This is a genomic window from Dyella solisilvae (assembly GCF_003351225.1).
Taxonomy (GTDB): domain Bacteria; phylum Pseudomonadota; class Gammaproteobacteria; order Xanthomonadales; family Rhodanobacteraceae; genus Dyella; species Dyella solisilvae.
On record NZ_QQSY01000001.1, the window covers coordinates 1,142,533 to 1,168,317 of the forward strand.

Here is a 25,785-nt window from a genome sequence, read left to right on the forward strand (position 1 = left end):
CTTCGATGAAATGAGCCCCGCCCGGAAAACTCACGCTGAGCGCTGGCTTCTGCCAATATCGCTGCTCATTGTCACAGTTGTCTATCGGCCCGGCCTCCAAGGTTCCTGGCTGTTCGACGACCACCCCAACATCGTGGACAACCCCGGTGTGCAACCGCATGGGGTAAGCGTAGCGGCCCTGGTGCGTGCCGCACTCTCTTCGCCGGCCAGCGATTTCAAGCGACCACTGGCTTCGCTCAGCTTTGCCGCGAACTATCTCGCTGGCGGCCTGGATCCATTCGGCTGGAAGCTGGTGAACCTGATCATTCACTTGTTGAACGGCGTCCTAGTCTTCATCCTTACGCGACGTTTGCTTGCAGCCGTAGGCAAAACCTCAACCGCTTCCGACCACTACATGCGGGGCGCACCCGAAGACAATCGTGCTTCGGTGATTGCAGCACTGACCGCCACTGGCTGGATGCTGCTGCCGATTAACCTCACCAGTGTGCTGTACGTGGTGCAGCGCGAGGAGAGCATGGCCAACATGTTCGTCCTGCTAGGACTGGTAGGTTATGTGGCAGGAAGGCAATGGATGTTGCGACGCGATGGCGCTGTAGCCCATCCCGCCACTGCACGCAACGGGTCGTCGGATTGGAGCGGTTTCTGGCTTTGCGCCGCGAGCGTCACTTTGGCCGCCGCCGTCGGCTTGCTTGCCAAGGAAACGGCAGCGATGCTGCCCCTGTATACGTTCGTTATCGAATGGATCTTGTTCCGCTTCAGGCGCACGCAGCGCTCTGCGGAAGCGTCAGATCCGCGCATCGCGGCCCTGTTCGTCCTTGTACTGTTGCTTCCCTTGATCGCCGGCCTCTTCTGGAAAGTGCCACAGGTACTTGATTCTTCCGCCTGGGCTACGCGCGAATTCACACTCGGCCAGAGACTGCTGAGTGAGGCGCGCGTCCTTTGCGACTACCTCGCATGGACACTGTTGCCAACTCACCATGCACTGTCGTTCTACCACGACAACTTCCGTATCTCGACCGGATTGCTGTCGCCGTGGAGCACCTTGGCGAGCCTGTTGGTCCTTGCATTACTTGTCGCTCTCATGTTTCAACTCCGCCAGCGGCAACCTCTGGTTGCCCTGGGCATTGCCTTGTTCCTGGGCGGTCAGTTGCTGACCGGCACCATCTTGCAGTTGGAGCTGGTGTACGAACACCGAAATTATTTCGCCAGTTTCGGTGTGTTACTGGCAGTCGTACCTTGGCTGGTGGAGGCAAGGGGCGGCTCGACGACACGGACATGGCTGCAGCGTGCGGTACTTGCCAGCCTGATGCTGTGGTGGACAGCTCTCACCGCCCTCACCGTACAGGCCTGGAGCGACCCTCTACGCCTTGCGCTAGAGCTGGCCGACCGAGCGCCTGACTCGCCACGCGCGCAATACGAATTGGGACGCACGTACATCATCTATTCGCACTACGATCCCGCCTCGCCGTATACCCAACTGGCCTATCCCCCCTTGGAACGAGCCGCCAGCCTGCCCGAATCGTCGATCCTTCCCCAGCAAGCCATGATCTTCATGAACTCGCGCATGGGGCTGCCACTGAAGGCCGATTGGTGGGATAGCATGATCGCCAAGCTGAAGGCCCGGAAGCCCGGCGTCCAGGACGAAAGTTCGCTCGCTTCGCTGGCGCAGTGCGCCCAGGATCGTTCCTGCTCCCTGCCCACGGATCGCATGGTGCAAGCATTCGAGGCGGCGCTCTCACATCCGGCCCCCAGCGCCAGGTTGCAGGCCACCTATGGCAACTATGCGTGGAACGTGCAGGGCAACCATGCGCTCGGCCTGAGCATGATCGAAGGCGCCGTGAACACCGCGCCCGATGAACCTGCCTACCGAGTCACACTGGTACGTATGCTTGCATCCACTGGAAATGACGCACAGGCGCGCGCCGCATTGGCACAGTTGCAAGCCATGAATTACGGTGGGCGACTGGACACGACGATCCAGTCCCTGCAAGAGCTTCTTGACGAACGCTCGACTGCGGCCCCGATCGAGAGGCCGCGATAAAATTTACGATTGCATCCCAAAGCACCCGCATCAACGACAGCCACATTCCCACCGCCAATCAGGACTTATCACGATTCATGCGCTTCGCCTTCGGAAAAAACTGGCGTTCCTTCCTGTCCTTGCTCGATGATCAGCGAGTCGATCAATCGCGCCGCGCTATTTGCGAATTGCTGGGCCGAAACGATCTTCAGGGCTTGCGCGTACTCGACATCGGCTCTGGGAGCGGCTTGTCCAGCCTGGCCATGCACCAGCTCGGCGCTGAAGTGGTCGCGTTCGACTATGACCCCGACTCCGTCGCCTGCACCGAAGAGCTGCGTCGGCTTTACGGTCCCGGCGGCAAGCACTGGACTGTGATGCAAGGGTCCGTGCTCGATGCGCCATTCATGCAGTCGCTCGGAGAATTCGATCTGGTCTACTCATGGGGTGTACTGCATCACACCGGTGAGATGTGGAAGGCCATCGACCTTGCGCAAAAGTGCGTTGCCCCAGGCGGCACGCTGTTGATCGCACTGTACAACGACCAGGGCTGGCGCTCGCGTGTCTGGCACACAGTCAAACGCTTCTATTGTAGTAGTCAATTCGGGCGCGGAATGGTTGTGGCCATCTTCTATCCGCTGTTTGCCACGTATGCGCTCTGGCAAGATGTTCGACATTTGCATATGCCCGGCGCTCACGCACGTGATTACGTACGCAAGCGTGGCATGTCACTCTCTCACGACTGGCGGGATTGGCTTGGCGGATTTCCATTCGAGGTAGCAAAACCCGAAGATGTCGTGCAAGAGCTGGCCGAAGTCGGATTCGAATTGCAGCGCCAAACGCTTACCCGAGGGCTGGGCTGCAATGAGTTCGTTTTCACCAAGGGCGCAACGCCACATGGCAAGTAAGTTTGCTCACGCCATGCGGAGTGCCGAACTGGCGCTCGCCATGCCAATGCTGCCTGTCGGCGGCAAGATTCTGGAACTCGGCGCGGGCGACGGGTGGCAGGCATCTATCCTTACCCAACATGGATTCAAAGTTACGGCCATCGACGTTCAGGGTATCGCGGCGGGCGCTACCCAATATACCCCGGTCACCATCTACGATGGTCAAACAATCCCCTTTCCTGATGCCTCCTTCGATGCCATCTACTCGTCGAATGTGCTCGAACACATCAAGGACTTCGATCGCATCCAGGCAGAATTGGCTAGAGTTCTCACACCCAACGGAGTCGCCGTGCACTGCCTTCCTTCGGCAACGTGGCGCTTCTGGACAACGGTTGGTCACCCTTTCCATGCGGCGAAATGGGTTTGCGCTTCGCGTAACCGGGCAACCCCGCCGGTGGACCCGTCGCGAACTCCAAACATCAATCGACACTTGGTCGACAAAAACATTCTTGACCTCGTTCGACTTGGGTTGGTTGCGCCAAGACACGGGGAACATGGCAACTTGCTCACTGAACACTATCTGTTCACTCGCAGCGCCTGGAAACGCCGATTTCAGCGAACCCAATGGCAAGTCGAGGACATTCGCCCGACGGAATTGTTCTATTCGGGGAATGAGCTTTTCGGCCTGCGGTTAACCCCTCGATTTCGTGAATCGATGGCCGGGATCCTCGGCAGCAGTACATTCCTTCTCAAATCATGTCCGCCCCGAGCCCGAACCTGAGTTGCTCCGGTGCCGATGCTGCAAAAACCGAGACCCTCTCCATTGCAATGTCCGATTCGAGCACACCGACCGCATCGAAAGGCATCTGGGTCAAGAATCGAGTTACCGGCTGAGGGGTCCTTATGAAGCTTTGAATTCATCTACAGCGCGGTGGTACGACGCTGAGGGCCGTTGTGCAAAAACCTCGATGATGTTGCCACCCGCATGTAATCGATCAGCTGTACCAAGGAGCGCTCTCAGCACATAGTTCTTAGCAGAAAGAGGCCAGAGGGGAGTCTTGTCACTGTTGAATGTGGACAAACTCAGAACATTGAAGCCCGCTTTGGCAAGCAACGTTTTGAAAGTTGGAGGTGTAAAGAAATAGGTATGGTGTAACGAATAGGCGTCAAATCTTTGAAGCCTACCACCAACACGCAGTCCACGACGAAGCCGGTCAAGGTCATTGTCGAATTGCTGCGGCACCTCCAAAATCAATATCCCTTCCGGCTTGAGAGCCCCTGCACACCAGCGAGCATGTGCAAGGGGATCCGGCATGTGCTCAAGCACATGATTCATGTGTATGGCATCGAATCGCAGATCGGCCATGCTCTCGACACAATCGACCGACAGCAGAGTCACGCCGTTCTTTTGTTCTGCGACAGCTCTAGCGTCATCAGACAATTCGACGCCAACGCAATCATGCCCTTGATCAAGACCTGCTCGGACAAAATCACCAGTGGCCGCACCATAATCGAGTATCGACAAAGGCCCCCGTTTATTGATGATGCGCTGAATCCGCCCGATCCTTGCGCGCATGTAGTCGACCCGAGCCTTCACCGAGGACGCGTAGTCAGCGGGTGAGGCGCCATCACCTCCGAAGTACATTGCGTCGGTGTAGAGCAGTGCATACCCCTCAGCACTTGGCCGCGGGCTAAGCCACCGCAAGGCACAAACGGGGCAACGCAATACGTCGAATGGCGGCACTAGATTCAGGTATTTGCGCCATCGAAAATCGGTTGTCCCCCGCACGCCGTCGCACAGCAGACAATTTCGCACCGATTCCACTGGAAGTTCGCAAAGTCGGCTTTGCCAAGAACTATTCATGCTCTGCACCGAACCCACCTCCACCACACAGCATGCCTATGAGAGCAACCAACAAACACGTAACGATGTGTGCAGCGCGAATCAGTATCGCCAGTGCTCCCGCCTGTGCCACGTCCAGGCCAAACCCATGCCCCCCAAGCATGTAAATCGCTTCCGTAACGCCAAGGTTGCCGGGCAAAACCGCTATGAGGGACGACGCATACACCAAGCAAGCCAGAATAAGTGCTTGCCCGAGCCCTATTGAGGCACCAAAGCACGTGTATGCCCAATACAGCAATAGCGTACCCAAGGCGTATTGCACTACCACGCCCCCGATGCCGCTTGGCGTGATACCCGTAACTGCTCGCTCCATAAGTTGCTTTCGATTCGCCACCCAAGCTGGCCGCGTCAATCTGTTCAACCACTTCAGCCACAGTTTGCGCATTAGAAGTACCGCGACCCATATCAAAAATAGCGCAAGGGCTGGCCAAAGGCCGCGCGGATCGTCGATGAGCAACAATCCGGTCGCTAGCCCCGCAATCGCAATCCAGAGACTCAACGCAAGTTGACGCCAGGTTGCCAGCAAGCTGTCCGTGACACTCACTTTATGACGCCCGAGCCATGCCACCCGGACCGCAATGCCACCGGCCTGCAATGGAGCTACATAGTTGGCCAATGCGCCCCACGCCCACACCGGCACTAAGCCCCTGATTCGTATGCGCGCTGGAGTTTCGAGGAACATCAAGAAGTTGTGAGCCTGCACCAGCAGGCCGCAAAACATCATCACCATTGCGCCCGCGAAGGTCAGCGCTTGTTCGCGCCAGATCGCTGCAAGCGTCGGCCACCAGAACACAACCAGAGTAGCCGCTACGGCCACGAGCAGCAAATACGACATATTGCGCCACATTCGCCATGTCCGGCTCATGACTGTTCTTCTCCGACGCCGCCATCCAGCAAGGCCAGATAGCGCGATGCAACGACTTGGGGTCGATGGGTGGCAAGCACCGCATCAACTCCGGATGCGGGTTGCTTCAATTCCGCATCCATCGCACGTGCCAAAATAGCGCAGTCGGCAACAGGCACAAGACGGCCGTAGCGCCCGTCATCGAGTATCTCGCGGGGACCATGCGGGCAGTCGGTCGATACCACCGGAACCCCCAACGCCAGGGCCTCCAACAGAACGTTTGGATAGCCTTCCCAACGGGAAGAGAGCACGTGCAATTTGGCGTTCGCCAGCACGTGATACGGGTTGTCCATCGCCCCGGTGAATTCGACACGATCAGTTAGGCCGAGCTCTTTCACTAGCCAAAGTAGCTTCTCGTGTTCTTCACCCTCACCAACGATGACCAAGCGATGACTGGCGCGCAGTGCGCTGGCGGCGTAGGCATGTAACAGAGTGGCATGATCTTTTTGTTCAGCCAGCCGGCCGAGCGTCGCCACATATGACTCATCAACGTGGCGCGAGAGTGAAGGCCCCACTTCGGCCAAATATCGCAGCCGCTCAACATCGACCGGATTTCGTATGACATGTATGCGGTCATGCGGCAAGCCCAGTTTACGCAGATCCTGCGCAACGCCGGCCGATACCGCGACGATCCCATCTGCGAGGCCGTAAAGCCAACGCATCGCCTGCCGTTTCAAAAATCCTTTCGCATTGACAAGGCTAGCGGCTTCACGCAATACAAGCCGAATACGGACGCGTGCCCGCTTGCATGCCAACACGGCCAGCAAATTCGTGCCTGTCATAGTGCTGAGCACGGCATGTGGTTTTGTTTTGCGCACGAGCGATATCAACCTAGGGTATGCCTTCCATGCCAGCGCCAGGCCCTTCGGCGGATCGCCTCCATCTATCAGCTCATGCAATGTGACCCCGGCAGGAACAAGCGAACGGAGCGCACCGCCACCGATCAAGGTGACAACATGAACTTCTCGCCCTGCAGTTAGAAACAACCCCGCCAATTGCAGCAGCACACGCTCACCACCACCCCGCTCAAGGCTCGGCAAGACCAACACAATTCGATCAGCGCGCGCCGCCACGTGATCAACCGGCACGCCAGCACAGATAGGTATAAGCCAGCCACAAGGGCTGGGAGTGATCCGCGTGTCCTGCGCGGTGTTCACGCAGCAGCGCGTGCAAACCCGCCACATCCACAACACCCGTATCCTCTGAATTGGCCATGGCCAGCAGGTCATCTCCCAGCCAGTTGCGCAGCCAGTGACTGACAGGCGAGGCAAACCCCTGCTTGCGACGGCCCCAGATGAAATCGGGCACGCGTCCGCGCATGGCTGCGTGCAACAAGCGCTTTCCTTTCATTCCTGAAAAGTGCCATTGCCACGGCAAACGAATCGCAAACTCGAACAACGCTTTGTCGAGGAAGGGGCTGCGGGCTTCGAGCGAGTACATCATGGTCGCGCGATCCACTTTCTGCAGAATGTCCTGGGGCAGATAGACCAGGCAATCCATCAGCAGCATGTGCCGAAGTTCGTGCGGGTCGTCCGGCCACGGCCGATCGGGCATCGGGTTACCGTCGCCCAAGCCCGGGACCAGTTGAGCCAGCATCTCCTTGCGGATGGCCGGCGGCCCGATATAGGTCTCCCTGCCCTCGCGCACGTGCTGCACAAAAAGATGCGCGCGCTTCAATAGGCTCCCGCTGTGATGTGCGTAGGGCTCGGATGTTGCTAGCACGCCGCGCTCGACGATCGAGCGCAAGGAAGCCGGCAGCCGATGGTAACGCTGACGCAGCAGCCGCCCCATGTATCTGGCGTACCCGCCGAAGATCTCGTCGCTACCATCTCCGGTCAGCACCACTTTCACGTGCTTGGCCGCCACCGAGGCGACCAACGCAGTGGGAACTAGGGAGGAGTCACCGAATGGCTGGCCCATGCGACGGAGAAGTGCCGTTGCCAAGGCCGCCGCCATCTCCGGCTTGATCTCTTCCGCGGTGTGCAACGTACCCAACTCCGCTGCGGCCCGCGCCGCTGGCTCGCGCTCGTCGAAAGTCGCTTCGGCAAAGCCTGCCGTAAACGTTCTCAATTTGCCGAAACCCGCGTTCTGCGCAAGCGCGCACACGGTCGTTGAATCGACTCCGCCGGATAGAAACGCTCCGACTTCGACATCCGATGCCAACTGGCGTCGATGCACCGCCTCCGTCAACAGTTCGCGAACCTGCTCGGCCGCCTCATCGAAGCTGCCGGTCCAGGGTTCGACCGACGGCGCCCAATAGCGTGTCTCGACGGTGGAGCCATCCGCACGCAGCCACAGCGTGTGTGCCGGTAAAACTTCGCTGACGCCAGCCACACAAGTCTTGCCAGGCAGCGCGTACCCGTAGCGGAAATAGTCCGCGATACCGGCGGCGTCTTCCGTGACGGCCACATCCGGAGTTAGTACGGCCAGTGCCGGCAATTCGGAGGCGCAGGCGAAGGTCGCACCATGACGGCGGTAGTACAGCGGCTTCTTTCCGAAGCGATCCCTTGAAAGCAGCAAGTCGCCAGAAGCGACATCGTGCAACACGAACGCCCACATGCCGTCCAGACGCTCGACAAAGCCCGGACCCTCGGTGATCAACCCAGCCAGCAACACTTCGGTGTCGCTGTCATCCCGGAAGCTCCACCGCCCTGTCAGCTGCGCCCTGAGTTGCCTGTAGTTGTAGATCTCGCCATTGAACACCAAGACCCAGCGCCCAGCGGGGTCGCGCATGGGCTGGTGGCCACCTTTCAGATCGATGATGGCCAGGCGCGTTTGTCCCGCGACGAAATCGTCGCCGGCATAGCTCCCGGTTTCATCGGGGCCGCGATGTTTGAGTCGCTGCAGGGCCGCACCCATGCGTTCGCGGCGCTCGCCGGGTGAGATCGCCGGGGCCCGGAGAAAAGCTATTCCGCACATGAAGGGTGATGCCTCCCGCCCGCTGCCAGGACCGTCTGAAACAATGCCTCATAACAACGCGCAGTGTCCGCCCAGGTTCCTATCTGGGTACGTGCGAGTGCACGTGCGCGTTCGCCGCGGCGGTGAAGTTCAACTCGATCGGCGACCGCGCTGTCCAGCGCAGCGGCCATTGCGTCCGCGTCTTCAACTGCGACCAGCCAGCCGGTATCACCGTTCCTTACCATTCCCTGCACGCCCTCCAGATCGGTGGAAATGACCGGCAAGCCGCCGGCTAGCGCTTCCACGACCACATTGGGTCGACCTTCCGAACGACTGGAAAGCACGAACACATCCGCCTCGGACAAGCGTTTCGGCATGTCGGCTGCTGGCACGGCTCCATCAAACGTGAAGCAGGGAGCAACGCCAAGGGAGTCCGCCTGGACCAGCAATGACTCCCGCTCTGGCCCATCACCGACGATGCGTATGTGCATTCGTTCGTGATGACGCGCACGCGCGACAGCCTCGATCAACACATCGAAGCCCTTCCTGCGAATCAGGCTACCTACCGCCAGTACGCGCAAGGCTTCGCCATCAGAATCCGACCTGTCGCTCTTGAAGAATGCTTCGTCAGCGCCATTGAGGCACGCATGGATGTCGGTCGCCCGAGACGGAAATTGCACACGCAGCCGATCAGCCATCGCCTCAGAAACGCAAATCACAATTTGACTGTTGCGTACGGCCGTGCCGAGGATCAGCCGATCCAACCATGAATGCGTCGCGCGGGTTACATCATCACCGCGCAACGTGGTGATCACGGGCTTCCTGCGCAACCGCCCAACGATTCCTGCCATGGCCCCGCATATGGACCAGTTGGCATGAATCAGGTCCGCACCAGTCGCGGACAACAGGCAACGCCAAAACAGCCCAAGCAGCAAGCCAGGCAACAGCAACGCACGCCATGGCGAACGCCGCAGGCCCGTGATGACACCGCCGGATGCCTGCGCCAACATGCGCCATGCCCTGGGAGCGTAACGCACCGCATGAACACGAAGGTCTCTTGCCGCTTCGTCGTCCGACCTAACCTTCCCCGGCCTAGAGTCGGCAGGACAGATCACGTCTATCGCGCATTCGACCGCCAGGCTCCGGTAAAGGCTCTGGACAAAAATGCCGGCGGAACTACCAGCGCGCAGTGGATATGACGTCGTCAATGCGACCACGCGTATCTTTTTCATGACCGCATCACGTCGATCTGCTCAGGCGTCACGCCGATAGATCAACGAGGTGATCTGCTCGGACACCAATCCGATCAGGAAAATGATCACCGACGCGCTCCACATCAGCGTGCTCATGTTCGTCAGCCGTCCATCGATGAAGAACGTCCGCGCGTAATTGAGGCAGCCAAGCAAGAAAAACAACGCACTCGTTGGCGCAAAAAGCTTCAACGGCGAATACAGCGTCGCGATCTTGAAGATAATCAACAAGAACCGCACACCGTCCTTGAGCGGCCTGATGTGGCTCTTGCCCACCCGCTGTGCCGCCTTGATCGGCACATAAGCCACCGGATAAGCGCTGCGGAAAAACGCCATGGTACTGGTCGTCGGGTAGGAAAACCCGTTGGGCAACAGGTGTAGGAACTCACGGAACTTATCAGCGCGCACGGCACGGTAGCCGGAGGTGAGATCCATCACCTCATGCCCTGTCATGCGCGTGGCGAGCCAGTTGTAGATGGTGTTGGCAACACCCCGCCCTACGCCAGCCTGGCTGCCCCAGTCGCGCGCGCCAACCACCATATCGTAGCCTTGTTGCAGCTTCTCCAGCAGGCGGGCTATGTCTGCCGGGTCATGCTGTCCATCACCGTCCATGAACACCAGCACATCGCCGCTGGCTGCCCGGGCGCCACGTTTAATAGCCGCACCATTACCCATCGAATACGGCGACGAAAGGCAGACCACTCCGGCGTCGGCGCAGATCTCGCGCGTGTCGTCAGTAGAGCCGTCGTTCACCACGATAATCTCCGCCGTCGGCTGGGCCTGGCGCAGGCGTGGCAACAGATCCTTCAACGCCGCCCCTTCGTTTTTGGCGGGCAGGATGATGCTTAGACGATCCAAGAGCGTGTCCCCGAGAGTGAGTCCGAATGATAACCTGAGCGCCAAGCCATTCCGCGCCTCGCCGCGAGCTACGCGAAATTGTGGGCTCCGGAGCACATCACGCTGCGTGGCGCCTCGCCCACCGGCTCAAGCCGGGATGAGCCCGTGTACGGCTTCGATCACGCGCGCCAGGTCGGCATGGGACATCGCCGGCGATAGCGGCAGGCTGACCGTCTGCCTCCCCAGCCGCACCGCATGGGGCCATTGATCAGGCCGCCAGCCGAAACGCTGCTGGTAGTACGGGTGCTCGGGCACGGACAGGTAGTGCACGCCCGTGCCGATGCGCGCGGTGTTCATGGCCTCCAGGAAACCATCCCGGCCGATGCCGCAGCGCGTTTCGTCAATCATCACCGTATAAAGGTGATAGCCGTGGCGGGTGTCCGGCTCCGGAGGTGGCGGTAGCTGCAGGGGCAGTCCGGCCAGGTCCTGATCGTAGCGCTCCCACAGCTGGCGGCGCCGCTGCCAGTTGGCCTCCACCCGGGCCAGCTGGTGGATGCCGATCGCGGCCTGCAGATCCATCATGTTGTATTTGAAGCCGCACTCGACCACCTGGTAGTGCCGATAGCCCTGGTCGCTGAAGCGATGCCAGGCATCCTTGCTCATGCCATGCAGGGCCAGGATGCGTGCCCGGGCGATGCTTTCCTCATGGCGCCCGAGGATCATGCCGCCTTCGCCCGTCACCACGTTCTTGGTGACATAGAAGCTGAAGCAGCCGAAGTCGCCGAAAGTGCCCACCGGCCTTCCCCGGAACTCGGACTCGATGGCGTGGGCGCAATCCTCGACGACTACCAGGCCATGCTTGTTCGCGATGGCCATGATTCGGTCCATGTCACAGGGCCGGCCAGCGAAATGCACCGGCAGGATGGCCCGCGTGCGAGGGGTGATGGCCGCCTCGATGGCCGCTGGATCGATGTTCTGGGTATGCGGGTCGACATCGGCCAGCACCGGCGTCAGGCCGGCGTGGAGAATGGCGTTCACCGTGGCGCAAAACGTCAGCGGCGTGGTGATGACCTCGCTTTCCGGTTCGAGATTGGCCGCCACCATGCTTACATGCAGTGCCGCGGTACAGGAATTGACCGCCGCCACCCTCGAAGGGGTGACGCCGCGCCACCGGGCAAAGTCCTGCTCGAACTGAGCCACGCGCGGCCCCGTGCCCAGCCAGCCGGAGCGCAGGCAGGCCTCGACCTCGGCAATCTCGGCCTCCTCGATGCGCGGGGCGCCAAACACCAGGAACGAGGGTTGAGGGTCGGCAGTGGGCACTGACAGCCTTTTAGTCGGAAAGGCACTTTCTACCCCAGCCATCCAGCGTCGTCCATGCTGCTGAGGCACGCCCGTTGCATGTCTTTTCGGCACCAACTGGCGGTGGCCGACCCCATGCTCCGGGTCGCCCGGACCGCCATTCCGTGACGCCAGCGGGTGACCCGCCCGTCCAACTGGGGTAAATTCCCTTCCAATCAGGGGGCTGAGCCAGTACCGCCATGTCTACGCTAATGCAACCTTCCCTCGCGGGCCTCTCCGGCATGGCGCGCAGGCTGGTGTCGGAAAATGTGCTGCCCGAGGCCGATGTCCGCAGGGCGATGGCCGACTCGGCCCAGAACAAGACCTCTTTTGCCGCCTGGTTGCTGGACCATGGCCTGGTGGACAGCGCCCGCCTGACCCGCATCGCCTCCGACGAGTTCGGCATGCCGGTCATGGACGTGAGCGCACTGGCGCCCGCCAACATGCCGGCCAACCTGATCAGCGAGGCGCTGATCAACAAGCACCACGCCCTGCCCTTGTTCAAGCGCGGCAAGCGCCTGTTCGTGGGCATCGCCGACCCCATGCAGTCGCACGCGCTGGACGAGATCAAGTTCCACTCCAACTGCATGGTGGAACCGATCCTGGTCGAGCGCGGCCAGTTGCTGCGCACTATCGAGACCGTGCTCAATGCGATGAGCAATACGGTGCCGGACCTCGGCGGCGGCGATCTCGATGAGCTGGGGCTGGAGAGTGGTGACGACGAAGCCGAATCCACCGGCATCGACGCCAACGCGAACGACGACGCCCCGGTGGTGAAGTTCGTCAACAAGATCCTGGTCGACGCGATCAAGCGCGGCGCCTCGGACATCCACTTCGAACCATTCGAAACGCAGTACCGCGTGCGCCTGCGCATGGACGGCATGCTGCGCGCGGTGGCCAGCCCGCCGATGAAGCTGGCCTCGCGCATCTCCTCCCGCCTCAAGGTGATGTCGGGCCTGGACATCGCCGAGCGCCGCGTGCCGCAGGACGGCCGCATCAAGCTGAACCTGTCCAAGAGCCGCGCGGTGGACTTCCGCGTAAGTACGCTGCCGACCCTGTTCGGCGAGAAGATCGTGCTGCGTATCCTCGATGGCTCGGCCGCCAAGCTCGGCATCGATGCGCTGGGTTACGAGGACGTGCAGAAACAGCTTTACCTGGACGCCATCCACAAGCCCTACGGCATGGTGCTGGTGACCGGCCCCACCGGCTCCGGTAAGACCGTGTCGCTGTATACGGCGCTCAATATCCTTAACACGCAGGAACGCAACATCTCGACCGTGGAAGACCCGGTGGAAATCCGCGTGGAGGGCATCAACCAGGTCCAGCAGAACACCAAGCGCGGCATGACCTTCGCGGCTGCCCTGCGCTCGTTCCTGCGCCAGGATCCGGACGTGATCATGGTGGGCGAAATCCGCGACCTGGAAACCGCCGAGATCGCCGTCAAGGCGGCGCAGACGGGTCACATGGTGCTGTCGACCCTGCACACCAACGACGCCCCGCAGACGATCTCGCGCCTGATGAACATGGGTATCCCGCCCTACAGCATCACCTCGTCGGTGACGCTGGTGATTGCCCAGCGCCTGGCTCGTCGCCTGCACGACTGCAAGAAGCCGATTGATCTCCCTCCGCAGGTTCTGCTCGACGCGGGCTTTACCCAGGACGATATCGACGGCGGCCTGACCATCTTCGAGGCGGTTGGCTGCGACAGCTGCAACGAGGGTTACAAGGGGCGCGTAGGTATCTACCAGGTGATGCCCATGCTGGAGGACATCCAGAAAATCGTGTTGCAGGGCGGCAATGCACTGCAGATTGCCGAGGTGGCCCGCAAGGCCGGCGTGAACGATCTGCGCGCCTCGGCCCTGCTCAAGGTCAAGAAGGGCGTCACCAGCCTTGCCGAGATTGACCGCGTCACCAAGGATTGAAGCTCGAAACGACCGGGCGGGGCCGTTCGTCACACCAAAGTTGCGCTGGGTGCCACGAATTGCCCCTGGGGAATGACTTAAGCTGCAGAATCAGGCGGTCGCCATCCTGAGGCGACCCGACCGTACCAGCAGGGGGAACCGCAATGGCCACGGCCACCGCCACCGCTAAGAATGGCAAGTCCCTCGGCGCACAGCGCGCCGAGATCAGCAAGCTGACCACCTACGAGTGGATCGCGCTGGACAAGCGCGGCAAGCGCATGAAGGGCGACATGCGCGCCAAGAATGCCTCGCTGGTGAAGGCCGAATTGCGCCGCCAGGGCATGAACCCGCAGACCGTGCGCGAACGCGGCAAGCCCCTGTTTGGCGCCACTGGCAGCACCGTCAAGCCGCGGGATGTGGCCATCTTCAGCCGCCAGATCGCCACCATGATGGCCTCGGGTGTGCCAATGGTGCAGTCGTTCGAGATCATCGCCGACGGCCAGAAGAACGTCCGCTTCAAGAACATGCTGACGGACGTGAAGCAAACCATCGAGGGAGGCGCATCCCTGCATGAGGCACTGGGCAAGTATCCAGTGCAGTTCGATGAGCTTTATCGCAATCTGGTGCACGCTGGCGAGTCCGCCGGTGTGCTCGAAACCGTGCTCGATACCGTGGCGACCTACAAGGAACGCACGGAGAGCATGAAGGCCAAGATCAAGAAGGCCCTGTTCTATCCGATCATGGTGGTCGTGGTGGCCATGCTGGTCAGCATGATCATGCTGCTGTTCGTCGTCCCGGTGTTTGCACAGACCTTCAAGGACGCCGGCGCCGAACTGCCGGCGCCGACACAGTTCGTGGTCAACGCCTCGGAGTTCATGAAGTCTTACTGGTGGGTCGTCGTCGGCGGCACGGTGGGCGGCGTGGTTGCCCTGGTGATGGCGAAGAACCGCTCGGAGAAGTTTGCGCACTTGCTTGATCGCGTGATGCTCAGATTACCCGTCATGGGGAACATTCTTCGCCAGTCGGCGCTTGCGCGCTTCGGGCGTACGTTGGGCGTGACCTTTCGCGCCGGCGTCCCACTGGTGGAAGCCATGGAGGCCGTGGCCGGCGCCACCGGCAGCATTGTCTATAGCGAGGCCGTCAAGCAGATGCGCGAGGACGTCGCCGTGGGTCACCAGCTGCAGCTGTCCATGCGCCAGACCGGACTGTTTCCCAACATGATGGTGCAGATGGTGGGCATCGGCGAGGAATCGGGCGCGCTTGACCACATGCTGTTCAAGGTCGCCGAGTTCTACGAGGAAGAAGTGAACAACGCTGTCGACACCTTGTCGAGCCTGCTTGAACCACTGATCATGGTTATCCTCGGTGTGATCGTGGGCGGCATGGTTATCGCGCTCTACCTGCCGATCTTCAAGCTCGCCGGCACAGTGTAAGCTCGAGCTTCACGGGCCCCTCTCCCACCGGGAGGGGGGCTTTTTTTATAGCCTTTGGAAGAACGCATGCTTCAACTTTCGCCTTGGGCCTGGATCCTCGCCGCCGGCGTGCTCGGCCTCCTGGTCGGCAGCTTTCTCAATGTGGTGATCCTGCGTCTGCCCGAGCGGATGAAGGCCGAATGGCGGCGGGACGCGTATGACACGCTGGACATGGCGGACGACGGGCAGCCGTTGCCGCCCGGCATCGTTCGCGAGCCGTCGCATTGCCCGCACTGCAAGCACCCGCTGGCAGCAAGGGACAACATCCCGGTGTTCGGCTGGCTGCTGCTGGGCGGACGCTGCCGATACTGCAAGGCGCCCATCTCGATCCAGTACCCGCTGGTGGAGCTGCTGGGAGGGCTGCTCAGTGCCGCCGTCGTGTGGAAGTTCGGGCCGACATGGCCAGCGCTGGCTGGACTGGTCTTCACCTGGATGCTGATCGCCCTGTCCGGCATCGATTTCCGCACCCAGTACCTGCCCGATCAGCTGAACTTCCCGCTGCTCTGGCTGGGCCTGCTGCTGTCGCTGCTGCCGATGTTCGTGATGCCCCAGGCCGCCATTCTCGGCGCAGCCATCGGGTATCTCAGCCTGTGGAGCGTGTATTGGCTGTTCAAGCTGCTCACCGGCAAGGAGGGCATGGGCTACGGTGATTTCAAGCTGCTCGCGGCCCTCGGCGCCTGGATGGGACCTGGCGCACTGTTGCCGGTGATCCTGCTGTCTTCTCTGATCGGCGCCCTGACCGGCGGCAGCCTGATCCTGATGCGCAAGCATGCGCGCGAGATTCCGATGCCGTTCGGCCCATTCATTGCCGCAGCGGGTTGGACCTGGTTCATGGCCGGCGACTGGCTGTGGCAGCACTATGCCCAGCTGACCGGGATGCGATGAGCGGCGCGTCGCGCAGCTATGTGGTGGCGTTGACCGGCGGCGTCGCCGCCGGCAAGAGCGCGGTTTCCGGGCGCTTCCAGGCACTCGGGGTGCAGGTGTATGACGCCGATATTGCCGCACGCGAGGTGGTGGCGCCCGGTACCGACGGTCTCCAGGCTATCGTGGCGCGTTTTGGCGCCGATGTGCTCGATGCTCAGGGCACACTTGATCGGGCGGCGATGCGGCGGCACGTCTTCGGCGACGACGATGCACGGCGCGCGCTCGAGGCCATCATTCACCCGCGCGTGCGCGCATGGCTGCATGACCACGCCATCGCCGATCGCGGTCCTTATTGCCTGCTGGCCATTCCGCTGCTGGCAGAGAATCTCGAGCACTACCGCTGGGTCGACCGCATCCTGGTGGTGGATGCACCTGAGACCCTGCAACTGGATCGGCTGGTGCGCCGGGATGGCATCGACGAGGCCTTGGCGCGCCGCATGATCGAGCGCCAAGCCAGCCGCAACGAACGCCTGCACCTGGCCCACGATGTCATCGAAAACACCGGCGACGAGGCGGCGCTCGGGCACGCCGTGTTGAAGTTGCACGAGCGCTATCTGGCGCTTGCCCTCGCTGGCCGCTGAGGACGGCTCACCAGAAGCCGCGGATACCAGCCACGCCCTGCCCGCCGGCACGGCGCGCCGGCCCTACATCCGCCCATGTCATGCCGCCCAGCGCGTAGACCGGCAGCGCGGCCATTTCAACCATGGTCTGGAAGGCCGACCAGCCCAACGCGGGCGCATCCGGATGTGACGCCGTGGCGGCGACCGGCGACAAGGTGGCGAAATCCGCCAGCACCTTCGCCCGCTCGAGTTCGACCAGATCGTGACAGCTCGCGCCCACCCACTGCCCGAGCGGCAGCGGACGTTCGGTCAGGGTGGCCAACTGATGCCCCTTCAACTGCACCCCGGCGCCAGCGCCCAGCGCCAGGGCGCCCGGCACGTCGCCACTCAGCAGAAGGTGAGCGCCATGTTCGCGCGCCATCGGCAGCAATGCCGCGGCAAGCTCGCGCACGCGTTCCGGCGCCCAGGAAGGAAATCGAAGCAATAGCAGTCGTTCGCCGGCAGCGATCACCGCGACCAATCGCTCCCGCCATTCGTCGAAGGCATCCAGGGGCGCATCGGCCGGGGTGATGAGATATCGACGGGGAAGCTGCAAGGCCCGCAGGATGGGGCGATCGGCCGGCGCCAGTTGCAACAGGTCGACGTCAGCCGGATGGCGCCACTGCAGCGCCTGCCCCTCCAGCGGCGCTGGCTGGCCTCGCCACTGGCGGACCGTCCACGCGTCGAGCAGCAAAGGGCGTTCGCCGTAACGCCAGGGTACGCGGATCAATGGCTCGTCCACGGCCGCGTCCACGCCAAGCTCTTCCCGCAGCTCGCGAACCAGCCCCGCTTCCGGCGACTCCCCGTCTTCCAGCTTTCCGCCCGGAAACTCCCACAGCCCGGCCAGGTGTTTGCCGGGAGGACGCTGCGCCAGCAGCACGCGGCCTTGCGCATCGACAAGCACGCCGGCCATGACGTGCATGACAGCCGCCTCAGGGAAAGCCAACGTCAGTGGTCCGATCAGTCGTTGCGGATGTACTCGACCATGTCGAAATCGTACGCATGGTCGGCGTCCTTCTTGTGGTGCACACGAGACACTTCGGTCCAGTCACTGAAGTGCAGGCCGGGGAAGAACGTGTCTGCGCCTTCGACCGCGGCGTTGACCCAGGTGAGGTAGAGGCGCTTGGCCGAGGGCAGCGCCTCGGCGTACACCTGACCGCCTCCGATGACCATCAGCCCGGTGCCGCCCGCCCGGGCCTGGGCCTCGGCCAGCGAGCGCACGGTGATTTGCCCCGGAAACGGCGCCTCGTGCTTGCGGCTCAATACCAGGTTGGTGCGGTCCGGCAGGGCCTTTCCGATCGAAACGGCCGTGTGGTAGCCCATCAGCACGAATTTACCCATGGTGAGCTGCTTGAACCGGCGCAGGTCATCGGGCAGATGCCAGGGGAGCTGCCCCTTGCGGCCGATGGCAAAGTTCTCATCCAGCGCGGCAATCAGCGAAATAGCCATGGAAATCCTTGTGACATCGACAGTGGGGGACGGCTCGCGTCGCCGGGCCGATGGCGCCGCGCCCGCCGATCTTAGCAGGATGCGCCGACACGGCCACCGGCCGATCGTCTAGGCCGAAACTGTCACACAGCCACCGGCGCCTTGATCGCCGGGTACGGCTCGTAGCCGGTGATGGCGATGTCCTCGTAGCGGAAGTCGAACAGCGAACGCACGTCCGGGTTGAGCACCAGCCGTGGCAGCGGACGCGGCTCCCGCGTCAGCTGCAGGCGCGCCTGCTCCACGTGATTGTTGTACAGGTGCGCATCGCCCAGCGTGTGCACGAAATCGCCCACGCCCAGGCCACACGCCTGGGCGATCATGTGGGTGAGCAGCGCATAGCTCGCAATGTTGAACGGCACGCCGAGGAAGATGTCGCCCGAGCGCTGGTACAGCTGGCAGCTGAGCTTGCCGTCGGCCACGTAGAACTGGAACAGCGCGTGGCACGGCATCAGCGCCATCTTCGGCAGATCGCCCACGTTCCAGGCGCTCACCACCAAACGGCGCGAGTCCGGGTTGCGCTTGATCTCGTCCACCACCCAGCGGATCTGGTCGACGACGCCACCGTCGGCGGTGGGCCAGGCGCGCCACTGGCGGCCGTAGACCGGGCCCAGCTCGCCGTTCGCATCGGCCCATTCGTCCCAGATGCTGACGCCGTGCTCCTTGAGGTAGGCGATGTTGGTGTCGCCCTTAAGAAACCAGATCAGCTCATGGATGATCGATTTCAGGTGCAGCTTCTTGGTGGTGACCAGCGGGAAGCCGTCGGCAAGGTTGAAGCGCATCTGCCAGCCGAACACGCTACGCGTGCCGGTGCCAGTGCGGTCGGCCTTCTCGGCGCCGTGTTCGAGCACGTGTTGCAGCAGGTCCAGATAGGCACGCATGTGCTTACGACTCCTTGCCGGGCATCGAGACGGTGTACGGGCGCAGGGTCGGCGCCTTGCGCGCCATGACGAGCAGAATCACTCCCACCACGACCAACGGCAGCGACTGGATCTGCCCCATGGTGAGCCAGCCCCAGGCGAGATAGCCGAGCTGCGGGTCCGGCACGCGCACGAATTCCACGCCGAAGCGGAAACAACCGTACATCAGCCCGAACAGCCCCGACACCAGGTAGCGGGGTTTGGGCTTGAGCGACACCAGGAACAGCACGGTAAACATCACCACGCCCTCTAGCAGCATCTCGTACAGCTGCGACGGATGGCGTGGCAGCGCGCCATATTGCGCCAGAGCTGCCTGCCACTGCGGGTGCGTGGCTGCCCAGTCCACGTCGGCGGCATGTGCGTTGGGAAACAGCATGGCCCACGGCACGTCGCCGGGCTTGCCCCACAGTTCGCCGTTGATGAAGTTGCCAAGTCGCCCGAGGCCCAGGCCAATCGGCACCATGGGCGCCACGAAATCCACCGTATCGAAGAAATGCATGCCGTTGCGGCGCGACCACCACAGGCCCGCGGTGAGCACACCGAGCAGGCCGCCGTGGAAGCTCATGCCGCCGTCCCACACGCGGAACAGCGCCAGCGGATCGGTCCAGATCCAGCGGATGTCGGAGTAGAACAGCATGTACCAGATGCGCCCACCCACGATGACGCCCATCATCACGTAGAACGCCAGGTCGCCCAACGCGTCCTTCGAGACCGGCAGGCGTCCGCGACGCCGGCGATACTCCGCCAGGGCCCACGCGCCAAGGAATCCACCCAGGTACATCAGGCCATACCAATGGACCTGCACCGGCCCCAGATGGAAGGCTACGGGGTTGATGGCGACGGTATAGGGCTGCGTCATGGGGCGGCGGTGGCTGGTGGCAAACCCCAAGTTTAGCGGCCTTGACAGCCTGCGCGGAGCACGCGGCACGCGCGCAGCGGTGAGCGCCCGGATCCCTGGCTGACGCTCAGGCGACCGTTCACCGCGACTGCGGTGACCCGCGCGCTGGGTGGCCGCATCTTGCCGCTCACCAAGCATGGCCAGGCTCGATCGGTTGCGACACATCCGCGACGGGCCAGGACATGCCCCACTTGGCGTCAAGACGCCACCTGCCCGTCACCGGACCTTGCCGTGACCCGCGATGTGCGGCCCGTTCGGCTATCAGCTGAACATGTCAATCCCGTTGCACGCGATCGTCACTTTGTTTTAACGTCGGAGTTACATCGCCCTTCCCCCAAGCCAGGGCGATGCCGCGGCACGGAGGCCCTTCCCCAGGGCGCTGCGCGCCATCCCAAGACCATCAGATCCAGCCGCTTGCGCGCTGGCTGACGGCTATTTTTTGTTCGGAGTTCCAACAATGAAGCAAAAGACACTGCTGGCTACTGCCATCGCCGCAGCGCTCGTGCTGCAGACGTGGTCGGTGGCCGCACAGGATGCTGCCCCCGCTCAGGCCGACCAGGGTTCGGCCAAGAGCCTTGAAACCGTCACCGTGACCGGTTCGCGCATTCGCAGCGTGGACGTGGAAACCTCGCAGCCGGTCTTCACCATGGATCGCGCCGCGATTCAGGCCACCGGTCTGACCAACGTCAACGACATCATCGCCCGCATGCCTTCCGCGGGTACTCCGGACATCACCCCGCAGGACACGCTGTCGTCGGGCACCGACGTCGGCGGTCGCTACGTCAACATCCGCAACCTCGGTTCCAACCGCACCCTGGTGCTGGTCAACGGCCGTCGCTGGAGCACCAGCCTCTCGGGCCTGACCGACCTGTCGACCATCCCGGTCTCGATGATCGAGCGCATCGACGTCCTGAAGGACGGCGCCTCCTCCATCTACGGCTCCGACGCCATCGGCGGCGTGGTCAACATCATCACCAAGGAAAAGTTCGACGGCGCCGAAGCGAACGTCTACTTCGGCCAGAACGGCCAGGGCGACGGCACCACCACGAACTACGACTTCACCTGGGGCCACAGCACCGAGAAGAACTCGCTGATCATCGGCGCGTCGTACCAGAACACCGATCCGATGTGGAACCGCGAGCGTGACATCACCAGTTACGCCAACGGTCCGCGTCACCCGAACGACGGCTGGAGCGGCACCGGCCCGTACGGCCGCGTGATCGACCCGAACACGAACCAGCAGTACGTGATCAACCACGGCGCGACCAACACCGCCGACCTGTCGAACTACCACCTGTACGACGGCTCGAGCAACGCCGACAAGTACAACACGCAGCAGGACATGACGTTCCGCGCCGGCTCGAAGCTGAAGAACATCTTCCTGCAGGACAAGTACAAGCTGACGGACAACATCACGCTGCACGGCATGGCCAGCTACAGCACGCGTGACACCTCCAGCCAGCTTGCCGGCTACCCGCTGTCCACCGGCGGCACCGGCGTGGCCATCAGCGGTGACAACGCGTACAACCCGTTCCCGGGCCAGGACGTCGCGTTCTACCGCCGTACGACCGAGCTGCCGCGCATCACCTGGAGCAACTCCAAGCTGGCTCATATCGACGTCGGCGCGGAAGGCTACTTCCAGTTCCTCGACCACGACTGGAGCTGGGACGCGAACTACACCTACTCGCAGAACAAGATCCGCCAGATCGGTTCGGGCAACCTGAACCTGGTGAACCTGGCCAACGCCCTGGGCCCGACGGAGACCGTCAATGGCCAGGTGGTGTGCGCCAACGCCGCCGCGCGCGCCGCGGGCTGCGTGCCGTGGAACATCCTTGCCGGTCCGGGCAGCGCCTCGCAGCAGGTGCTGAACTACGTCAACTACATCGAGACCAACCGCCAGACCAGCTCGACCGACGACTACACGGCCAACGTGTCCGGCGGCCTGTTCGATCTGCCTGCCGGCACGGTGAACCTGGCTGTGGGCATCGAGCACCGCGGCGAGAAGGGCAACTTCCGTCCGGACGCCAACGTCTCGGCCGGCCTGACCACCGACCTGGCGGCAGCCCCGACCAGCGGCGCCTACAACACCAACGAGGCCTACGCCGAGCTGGACGTGCCGCTGCTGCGTGACCTGCCGGGCGCCCAGGAGTTCGGCATCAACATCGCCAGCCGCTACTCGCACTACAGCAACTTCGGCAGCACCACCAACAACAAGTACAGCTTCCGCTACCGTCCGTTCGAGGACCTGCTGGTCCGCGGCACCTTCGCGCACGGCTTCCGCGCGCCGTCGCTGGACAACCTGTACGGTGGCGAGGCCCAGAGCTTCGAGACCTTCCTCGATCCGTGTGACTCGGTGTACGGCGCCGCCGCCAGCAACCCCGCCGTGGCCAAGAGCTGCGCCGCCGCCGGCGTGCCGGCCGGCTACCGCCAGGTCAACAGCACCAGCGGGAAGCCGATCACCAACAGCAACGGCAGCCAGACGCCGGTCGCGTTCATCTCCGCCTCGAACCCGAACCTGCAGCCGGAGCAGTCGATCACCCGCACCCTGGGCCTGGTCTTCAGCCCGCACCAGGTCGAAGGCCTGGACTTCACCGTCGACTACTACAACATCTACGTGAAGAACATCATCACGGCGGTCGATGCGCAGGACACGCTGAACTACTGCTACATCCAGAACGATCCGTCCTTCTGCAAGAGCTTCACCCGCGCCGCCACGGCCAACCCGGTGACGGGCGTGGCGGCGGGCTCGGTGGATAGCCTGACCGAGACGCTGTACAACCTCGGCACGCTGAAGACCGAGGGCTACGACGTCGGCATCCACTACCGCCTGCCGGAAACCTCGTTCGGTCGCTTCCGCATTGCGTCGGACAGCACCTACCTGAGCAAGTACGAGCTGGTCAGCGGTCCGGGCGCGGTCGCCAAGACGCCGGTCGGCTTCATGGACGGCGAGGACGGCCTGTACCGTCTGCGTTCGAACCTGCAGGTGGACTGGGATTACAAGCAGTTCGGCGCCAGTTGGACGATCCGTTACTACTCGGGTCTGAAGGACCAGTGCTACTCGAACGATCCGACCGATCTGGTCGAGTGCAGCTCGCCGAACTACACCAACCCCTGGTGGGGCACCTATGGCATGAGCCAGAAGGGTTCGGTGGCGTTCAACGACGCGCAGTTCCGTTACACGGCGCCGTGGAAGGGCGTGTTCACCGTCGGCGTGAACAACATCTTCAACAAGAAGGGTCCGTTCTACTACTCGGTGACCAGCACGGGTACCGGCAGCTCGCCGTACAACCCGGCCTTCGACATCGATCGTTACTGGTATGTGTCGTACAACCAGAAGTTCTAAGGGCGGAAGCGTGTGAACGATTGATGGGGCGGGCCTTCGGGCCCGCCTTTTTTGCGCGTACTGAGCCTAGGCAAGGCGCTTGGGTCTGGCACAGGGTGCGCCCCACAGCGGTGTGTACGTGAGCGCACCCGGTGCGCCACCCACGCCACACTGATCAAACGAACACGAAAGCCCTAGAGCACCACCGGCCGGTCCGGCAACTCATCGGGCTTCGCCTTGTCGTTGCCTGGAAGGTGGCGCCTGAGCAGCGCGTGCGCCTCGGCGATGCCGTCGAGGCAGCCATCGCGCCAGGCGCCCTGGGAGAAGCTCGCCAGCATGTGGTCGCGGATGGCGTCCCACTCCGTCTGAGTGACCGCCGCGGCAATGCCCCGGTCGGCGATGATCACCACGCGATGCTCCGCCATCAGCACGTAGAACAGCACGCCGCTGTTGTGCTCGGTATCCCATACGCGCAGTTGGGCGAACACCTGGTGGGCCCGCCGCTCAGGGTCCAGGCCTTCCAGCACGGCCGTCGGGGACAGGCGCGATTCGAGGGCAAAACAGATCTCGCCACGATGATCGCGCTCGCCGTTGGCGATGGCTGTGGTCATCTCGTCCAGCAGGTCACCCGGAAAGCGCCGACGCAACAGGAACCAGCCATCGAACAGGTTCATCAGCAGTCGTTGCATGCGCGCCATGTCACCAGCTCCCTGACGAACCACCACCGCCGAAACTGCCGCCGCCACCGCTGAAGCCGCCGCCTCCGAAACCGCCGCCGCCACCGCCGAAGCCTCCCCCACCCCAGCCGCCAAAGCCGCCCCAGCCGCCGCCACCGATTGAACGGCCGGCGCCGGCCGGCATCAGCATCAAGAGGCCGCCAATGAGGGCGCCCATGATGCCCACGCCCACCGAGGCGGCCAGCAGCCATAGCAAGCCACCGGTGATCGCCGCGCCCAGCGGCGTGCGAAGCCAGATCGCCGAGCGGCCGAACAGGCTGCGCAGGAAGAAGGCGACGAACACGCCGATCAGCAGCACATGGCCAAAGTCCACGCCATGCTTTTCGCGATTGCCGCTCTCCACCGGCGGCGGCAAGGCCTCGCCGTTGACGAGTTGGGTCAGTGCGCCAAGGGCGTCGTTGATGCCGCCGAAGTAGTCGTTGACGCGGAATTTCGGGGCGATGTATTCGCGGATGATGCGCGCCGTGGCGGCATCCGGTATCGCCCCTTCCAAGCCGTAGCCGACCTCGATGCGCACGCGCCGGTCGTTCTTGGCGACCAGCAGCAACAGTCCGTCGTCAGTGCCCTTGCGGCCGATCTTGTTGGCTTCCGCCACCGCGAGCGAAAACTCCTCGATCGCCTGCGGCTGGGTGGTCGGCACCATCAACACGACGAGCTGCGCGCCCTTGGCCTTTTCCAGCGCCACAAGCTGCGCGTCGAGCTGATCGACCTGCGCAGGCGTCAGCGTGCCGGTCAGGTCGGTCACATGCCGCGCCAGCGTGGGTACGGCAGGCGTGTCATCCCCGGCATGCAGCAGCGCCAGCGGCAGCAGGGCCACCGCCAGCACAAGCAGCAGGCGCGCCATGCGCCGGATCATCTCAGTGGGCCGTCGTGGCAGGCGCCGGGGTGTTGCCGAAATCCACCGTCGGCGCGGTGGAGATCGCCCGCTCGTTCTCCACGGCGAAGTTCGGCTTCACCTGGTAACCGAACATCCGCGCGGTGAGGTTGTTGGGGAAGGTGCGGATCATCGAGTTGTACAGCTGCACCGCCTGCACGTAGCGATTGCGCGCCACGGTGATGCGGTTCTCGGTGCCTTCGAGCTGGGCCTGCAGGTTCTGGAACAGACCGTCGGCCTTCAGCTGCGGGTAGTTCTCGCTCACCGCCATCAGCCGCGACAGCGCGCTGGAGAGCTCGCCCTGGGCCGCCTGGAACTGCTGCAGCTTCTGCGGGTTGTTCAGGTCGTCCGTGGACAGCTGCACGCTGCCCACCCGGGCGCGCGCATTGGTGACCTCGGTGAACACGCGCTCCTCGTGCTGGGCATAACCCTTCACCGTATTCACCAGGTTGGGCACCAGATCCGCGCGGCGCTGGTACTGGTTGAGCACCTCGGACCAGGCTGCCTTGACCGCCTCGTCCTGGCGCTGGATCGCGTTGTAGCCGCAACCGGAGAGACCCGCGGCCACCATCAACAAGGCGAGGAGACGAAGAAGTTTCATGGTGATGCTCCGATCCGA

General features: G+C 62.8%; 22 protein-coding genes. 8 read left to right on the forward strand and 14 right to left on the reverse strand.

Translation table 11 applies throughout. From position 1 onward, the window contains the following. Nucleotides 1–10: 10 nt before the first annotated feature. The 3 genes from DVT68_RS05025 (at nucleotide 11) to DVT68_RS05035 (ending at nucleotide 3,685) form a co-directional block, all read left to right on the forward strand. Entirely contained in the window at nucleotides 11–2,041 is a 2,031-nt protein-coding gene (locus DVT68_RS05025) for a tetratricopeptide repeat protein (RefSeq protein WP_199535957.1), read from the forward strand. 77 nt (nucleotides 2,042–2,118) lie between these two features. After that, complete coding sequence (locus DVT68_RS05030) at nucleotides 2,119–2,925, forward strand: class I SAM-dependent methyltransferase (protein WP_114823902.1); 807 nt, start codon at nucleotides 2,119–2,121, stop codon at nucleotides 2,923–2,925. Further along, entirely contained in the window at nucleotides 2,915–3,685 is a 771-nt protein-coding gene (locus DVT68_RS05035) for a class I SAM-dependent methyltransferase (RefSeq protein WP_158543454.1), read from the forward strand. Before DVT68_RS05030 ends, DVT68_RS05035 begins: the two co-directional genes overlap by 11 nt. Nucleotides 3,686–3,805: 120 nt before the next feature. Here the strand turns inward: DVT68_RS05035 and DVT68_RS05040 are convergent, their stop codons facing one another. The 7 genes from DVT68_RS05040 to DVT68_RS05070 all read right to left on the reverse strand — a co-directional run bounded on the left by DVT68_RS05040 (nucleotide 3,806) and on the right by DVT68_RS05070 (nucleotide 12,016). Then, nucleotides 3,806–4,768, reverse strand: a complete 963-nt coding sequence (locus DVT68_RS05040) for a class I SAM-dependent methyltransferase (RefSeq protein WP_147281666.1) — start codon at nucleotides 4,766–4,768, stop codon at nucleotides 3,806–3,808. After that, nucleotides 4,761–5,672, reverse strand: coding sequence for a lysylphosphatidylglycerol synthase domain-containing protein (locus DVT68_RS05045; protein WP_114823904.1), 912 nt, complete (start codon nucleotides 5,670–5,672; stop codon nucleotides 4,761–4,763). The genes DVT68_RS05040 and DVT68_RS05045 overlap by 8 nt, the downstream gene beginning before the upstream one ends. Then, a complete protein-coding gene (locus DVT68_RS05050) occupies nucleotides 5,669–6,784 on the reverse strand; it encodes a glycosyltransferase (RefSeq protein ID WP_158543455.1) in 1,116 nt (371 codons plus the stop codon). Before DVT68_RS05050 ends, DVT68_RS05045 begins: the two co-directional genes overlap by 4 nt. A 4-nt stretch (nucleotides 6,785–6,788) precedes the next feature. Further along, nucleotides 6,789–8,570, reverse strand: coding sequence for an asparagine synthase (glutamine-hydrolyzing) (gene asnB, locus DVT68_RS05055; RefSeq protein WP_233523349.1), 1,782 nt, complete (start codon nucleotides 8,568–8,570; stop codon nucleotides 6,789–6,791). Nucleotides 8,571–8,617: 47 nt separating this feature from the next. Further along, nucleotides 8,618–9,841, reverse strand: coding sequence for a glycosyltransferase (locus DVT68_RS05060; RefSeq protein WP_114823907.1), 1,224 nt, complete (start codon nucleotides 9,839–9,841; stop codon nucleotides 8,618–8,620). A 21-nt stretch (nucleotides 9,842–9,862) separates the two neighbouring features. Continuing rightward, nucleotides 9,863–10,717 (reverse strand): glycosyltransferase family 2 protein, encoded by an 855-nt coding sequence (locus DVT68_RS05065; protein ID WP_114824402.1) that lies wholly within the window; start codon nucleotides 10,715–10,717, stop codon nucleotides 9,863–9,865. Between the two features lie 126 nt (nucleotides 10,718–10,843). Continuing rightward, the gene (locus tag DVT68_RS05070) at nucleotides 10,844–12,016 is read right to left on the reverse strand and encodes a DegT/DnrJ/EryC1/StrS family aminotransferase (RefSeq protein WP_233523350.1); all 1,173 of its coding nucleotides are present in this window, start codon (nucleotides 12,014–12,016) and stop codon (nucleotides 10,844–10,846) included. A gap of 218 nt (nucleotides 12,017–12,234) precedes the next feature. On the opposite strand from DVT68_RS05070, the gene pilB reads away from it, so the two are divergent. From pilB to coaE, 4 genes are all read left to right on the forward strand, one after another. Beyond that, nucleotides 12,235–13,956 (forward strand): type IV-A pilus assembly ATPase PilB, encoded by a 1,722-nt coding sequence (pilB, locus tag DVT68_RS05075; protein ID WP_114823909.1) that lies wholly within the window; start codon nucleotides 12,235–12,237, stop codon nucleotides 13,954–13,956. Between the two features lie 143 nt (nucleotides 13,957–14,099). Then, on the forward strand, nucleotides 14,100–15,368 hold the full coding sequence (locus DVT68_RS05080; RefSeq protein ID WP_114823910.1) for a type II secretion system F family protein: 1,269 nt from the start codon (nucleotides 14,100–14,102) through the stop codon (nucleotides 15,366–15,368). 66 nt (nucleotides 15,369–15,434) lie between these two features. Continuing rightward, nucleotides 15,435–16,292 (forward strand): prepilin peptidase, encoded by an 858-nt coding sequence (locus DVT68_RS05085; protein WP_114823911.1) that lies wholly within the window; start codon nucleotides 15,435–15,437, stop codon nucleotides 16,290–16,292. Then, complete coding sequence (gene coaE, locus DVT68_RS05090) at nucleotides 16,289–16,912, forward strand: dephospho-CoA kinase (RefSeq protein WP_114823912.1); 624 nt, start codon at nucleotides 16,289–16,291, stop codon at nucleotides 16,910–16,912. Before DVT68_RS05085 ends, coaE begins: the two co-directional genes overlap by 4 nt. A gap of 7 nt (nucleotides 16,913–16,919) precedes the next feature. On the opposite strand, the gene DVT68_RS05095 is transcribed toward coaE, so the two are convergent. The 4 genes from DVT68_RS05095 to lgt all read right to left on the reverse strand — a co-directional run bounded on the left by DVT68_RS05095 (nucleotide 16,920) and on the right by lgt (nucleotide 20,194). After that, entirely contained in the window at nucleotides 16,920–17,852 is a 933-nt protein-coding gene (locus tag DVT68_RS05095; RefSeq protein ID WP_114823913.1) for a Nudix family hydrolase, read from the reverse strand. Nucleotides 17,853–17,890: 38 nt separating this feature from the next. Continuing rightward, entirely contained in the window at nucleotides 17,891–18,379 is a 489-nt protein-coding gene (locus DVT68_RS05100; protein ID WP_114823914.1) for a dihydrofolate reductase, read from the reverse strand. A gap of 122 nt (nucleotides 18,380–18,501) precedes the next feature. Further along, nucleotides 18,502–19,296 (reverse strand): thymidylate synthase, encoded by a 795-nt coding sequence (locus DVT68_RS05105; RefSeq protein WP_114823915.1) that lies wholly within the window; start codon nucleotides 19,294–19,296, stop codon nucleotides 18,502–18,504. A gap of 4 nt (nucleotides 19,297–19,300) precedes the next feature. Next, nucleotides 19,301–20,194, reverse strand: coding sequence for a prolipoprotein diacylglyceryl transferase (lgt, locus tag DVT68_RS05110; RefSeq protein ID WP_114823916.1), 894 nt, complete (start codon nucleotides 20,192–20,194; stop codon nucleotides 19,301–19,303). Nucleotides 20,195–20,690: 496 nt separating this feature from the next. Between lgt and DVT68_RS05115 the strand changes: the two genes are divergently transcribed. After that, nucleotides 20,691–23,576, forward strand: a complete 2,886-nt coding sequence (locus DVT68_RS05115; protein WP_114823917.1) for a TonB-dependent receptor plug domain-containing protein — start codon at nucleotides 20,691–20,693, stop codon at nucleotides 23,574–23,576. A gap of 173 nt (nucleotides 23,577–23,749) precedes the next feature. Here the strand turns inward: DVT68_RS05115 and DVT68_RS05120 are convergent, their stop codons facing one another. The 3 genes from DVT68_RS05120 to DVT68_RS05130 are packed head-to-tail and all read right to left on the reverse strand — an operon-like array spanning nucleotide 23,750 to nucleotide 25,767. Then, nucleotides 23,750–24,253, reverse strand: a complete 504-nt coding sequence (locus DVT68_RS05120) for a TPM domain-containing protein (protein WP_114823918.1) — start codon at nucleotides 24,251–24,253, stop codon at nucleotides 23,750–23,752. Nucleotide 24,254: 1 nt separating this feature from the next. Further along, nucleotides 24,255–25,136 (reverse strand): TPM domain-containing protein, encoded by an 882-nt coding sequence (locus DVT68_RS05125; protein WP_114824403.1) that lies wholly within the window; start codon nucleotides 25,134–25,136, stop codon nucleotides 24,255–24,257. A 13-nt stretch (nucleotides 25,137–25,149) separates the two neighbouring features. Further along, nucleotides 25,150–25,767, reverse strand: a complete 618-nt coding sequence (locus DVT68_RS05130; protein ID WP_114823919.1) for a LemA family protein — start codon at nucleotides 25,765–25,767, stop codon at nucleotides 25,150–25,152. Nucleotides 25,768–25,785 lie beyond the last annotated feature (18 nt).

What these genes read in the sequence shown, in the direction of transcription:
- DVT68_RS05025 (WP_199535957.1), top strand. Translation starts at nt 11, where the DNA reads ATGAGCCCCGCCCGGAAAACTCACGCTGAGCGCTGGCTTCTGCCAATA.
- DVT68_RS05030 (WP_114823902.1), top strand. Translation starts at nt 2,119, where the DNA reads ATGCGCTTCGCCTTCGGAAAAAACTGGCGTTCCTTCCTGTCCTTGCTC.
- DVT68_RS05035 (WP_158543454.1), top strand. Translation starts at nt 2,915, where the DNA reads ATGGCAAGTAAGTTTGCTCACGCCATGCGGAGTGCCGAACTGGCGCTC.
- DVT68_RS05040 (WP_147281666.1), bottom strand. Translation starts at nt 4,768, where the DNA reads ATGAATAGTTCTTGGCAAAGCCGACTTTGCGAACTTCCAGTGGAATCG.
- DVT68_RS05045 (WP_114823904.1), bottom strand. Translation starts at nt 5,672, where the DNA reads ATGAGCCGGACATGGCGAATGTGGCGCAATATGTCGTATTTGCTGCTC.
- asnB (WP_233523349.1), bottom strand. Translation starts at nt 8,570, where the DNA reads ATGGGTGCGGCCCTGCAGCGACTCAAACATCGCGGCCCCGATGAAACC.
- DVT68_RS05060 (WP_114823907.1), bottom strand. Translation starts at nt 9,841, where the DNA reads ATGAAAAAGATACGCGTGGTCGCATTGACGACGTCATATCCACTGCGC.
- pilB (WP_114823909.1), top strand. Translation starts at nt 12,235, where the DNA reads ATGTCTACGCTAATGCAACCTTCCCTCGCGGGCCTCTCCGGCATGGCG.
- DVT68_RS05080 (WP_114823910.1), top strand. Translation starts at nt 14,100, where the DNA reads ATGGCCACGGCCACCGCCACCGCTAAGAATGGCAAGTCCCTCGGCGCA.
- DVT68_RS05085 (WP_114823911.1), top strand. Translation starts at nt 15,435, where the DNA reads ATGCTTCAACTTTCGCCTTGGGCCTGGATCCTCGCCGCCGGCGTGCTC.
- coaE (WP_114823912.1), top strand. Translation starts at nt 16,289, where the DNA reads ATGAGCGGCGCGTCGCGCAGCTATGTGGTGGCGTTGACCGGCGGCGTC.
- DVT68_RS05095 (WP_114823913.1), bottom strand. Translation starts at nt 17,852, where the DNA reads ATGCACGTCATGGCCGGCGTGCTTGTCGATGCGCAAGGCCGCGTGCTG.
- DVT68_RS05100 (WP_114823914.1), bottom strand. Translation starts at nt 18,379, where the DNA reads ATGGCTATTTCGCTGATTGCCGCGCTGGATGAGAACTTTGCCATCGGC.
- DVT68_RS05105 (WP_114823915.1), bottom strand. Translation starts at nt 19,296, where the DNA reads ATGCGTGCCTATCTGGACCTGCTGCAACACGTGCTCGAACACGGCGCC.
- lgt (WP_114823916.1), bottom strand. Translation starts at nt 20,194, where the DNA reads ATGACGCAGCCCTATACCGTCGCCATCAACCCCGTAGCCTTCCATCTG.
- DVT68_RS05115 (WP_114823917.1), top strand. Translation starts at nt 20,691, where the DNA reads ATGAAGCAAAAGACACTGCTGGCTACTGCCATCGCCGCAGCGCTCGTG.
- DVT68_RS05120 (WP_114823918.1), bottom strand. Translation starts at nt 24,253, where the DNA reads ATGGCGCGCATGCAACGACTGCTGATGAACCTGTTCGATGGCTGGTTC.
- DVT68_RS05125 (WP_114824403.1), bottom strand. Translation starts at nt 25,136, where the DNA reads ATGGCGCGCCTGCTGCTTGTGCTGGCGGTGGCCCTGCTGCCGCTGGCG.
- DVT68_RS05130 (WP_114823919.1), bottom strand. Translation starts at nt 25,767, where the DNA reads ATGAAACTTCTTCGTCTCCTCGCCTTGTTGATGGTGGCCGCGGGTCTC.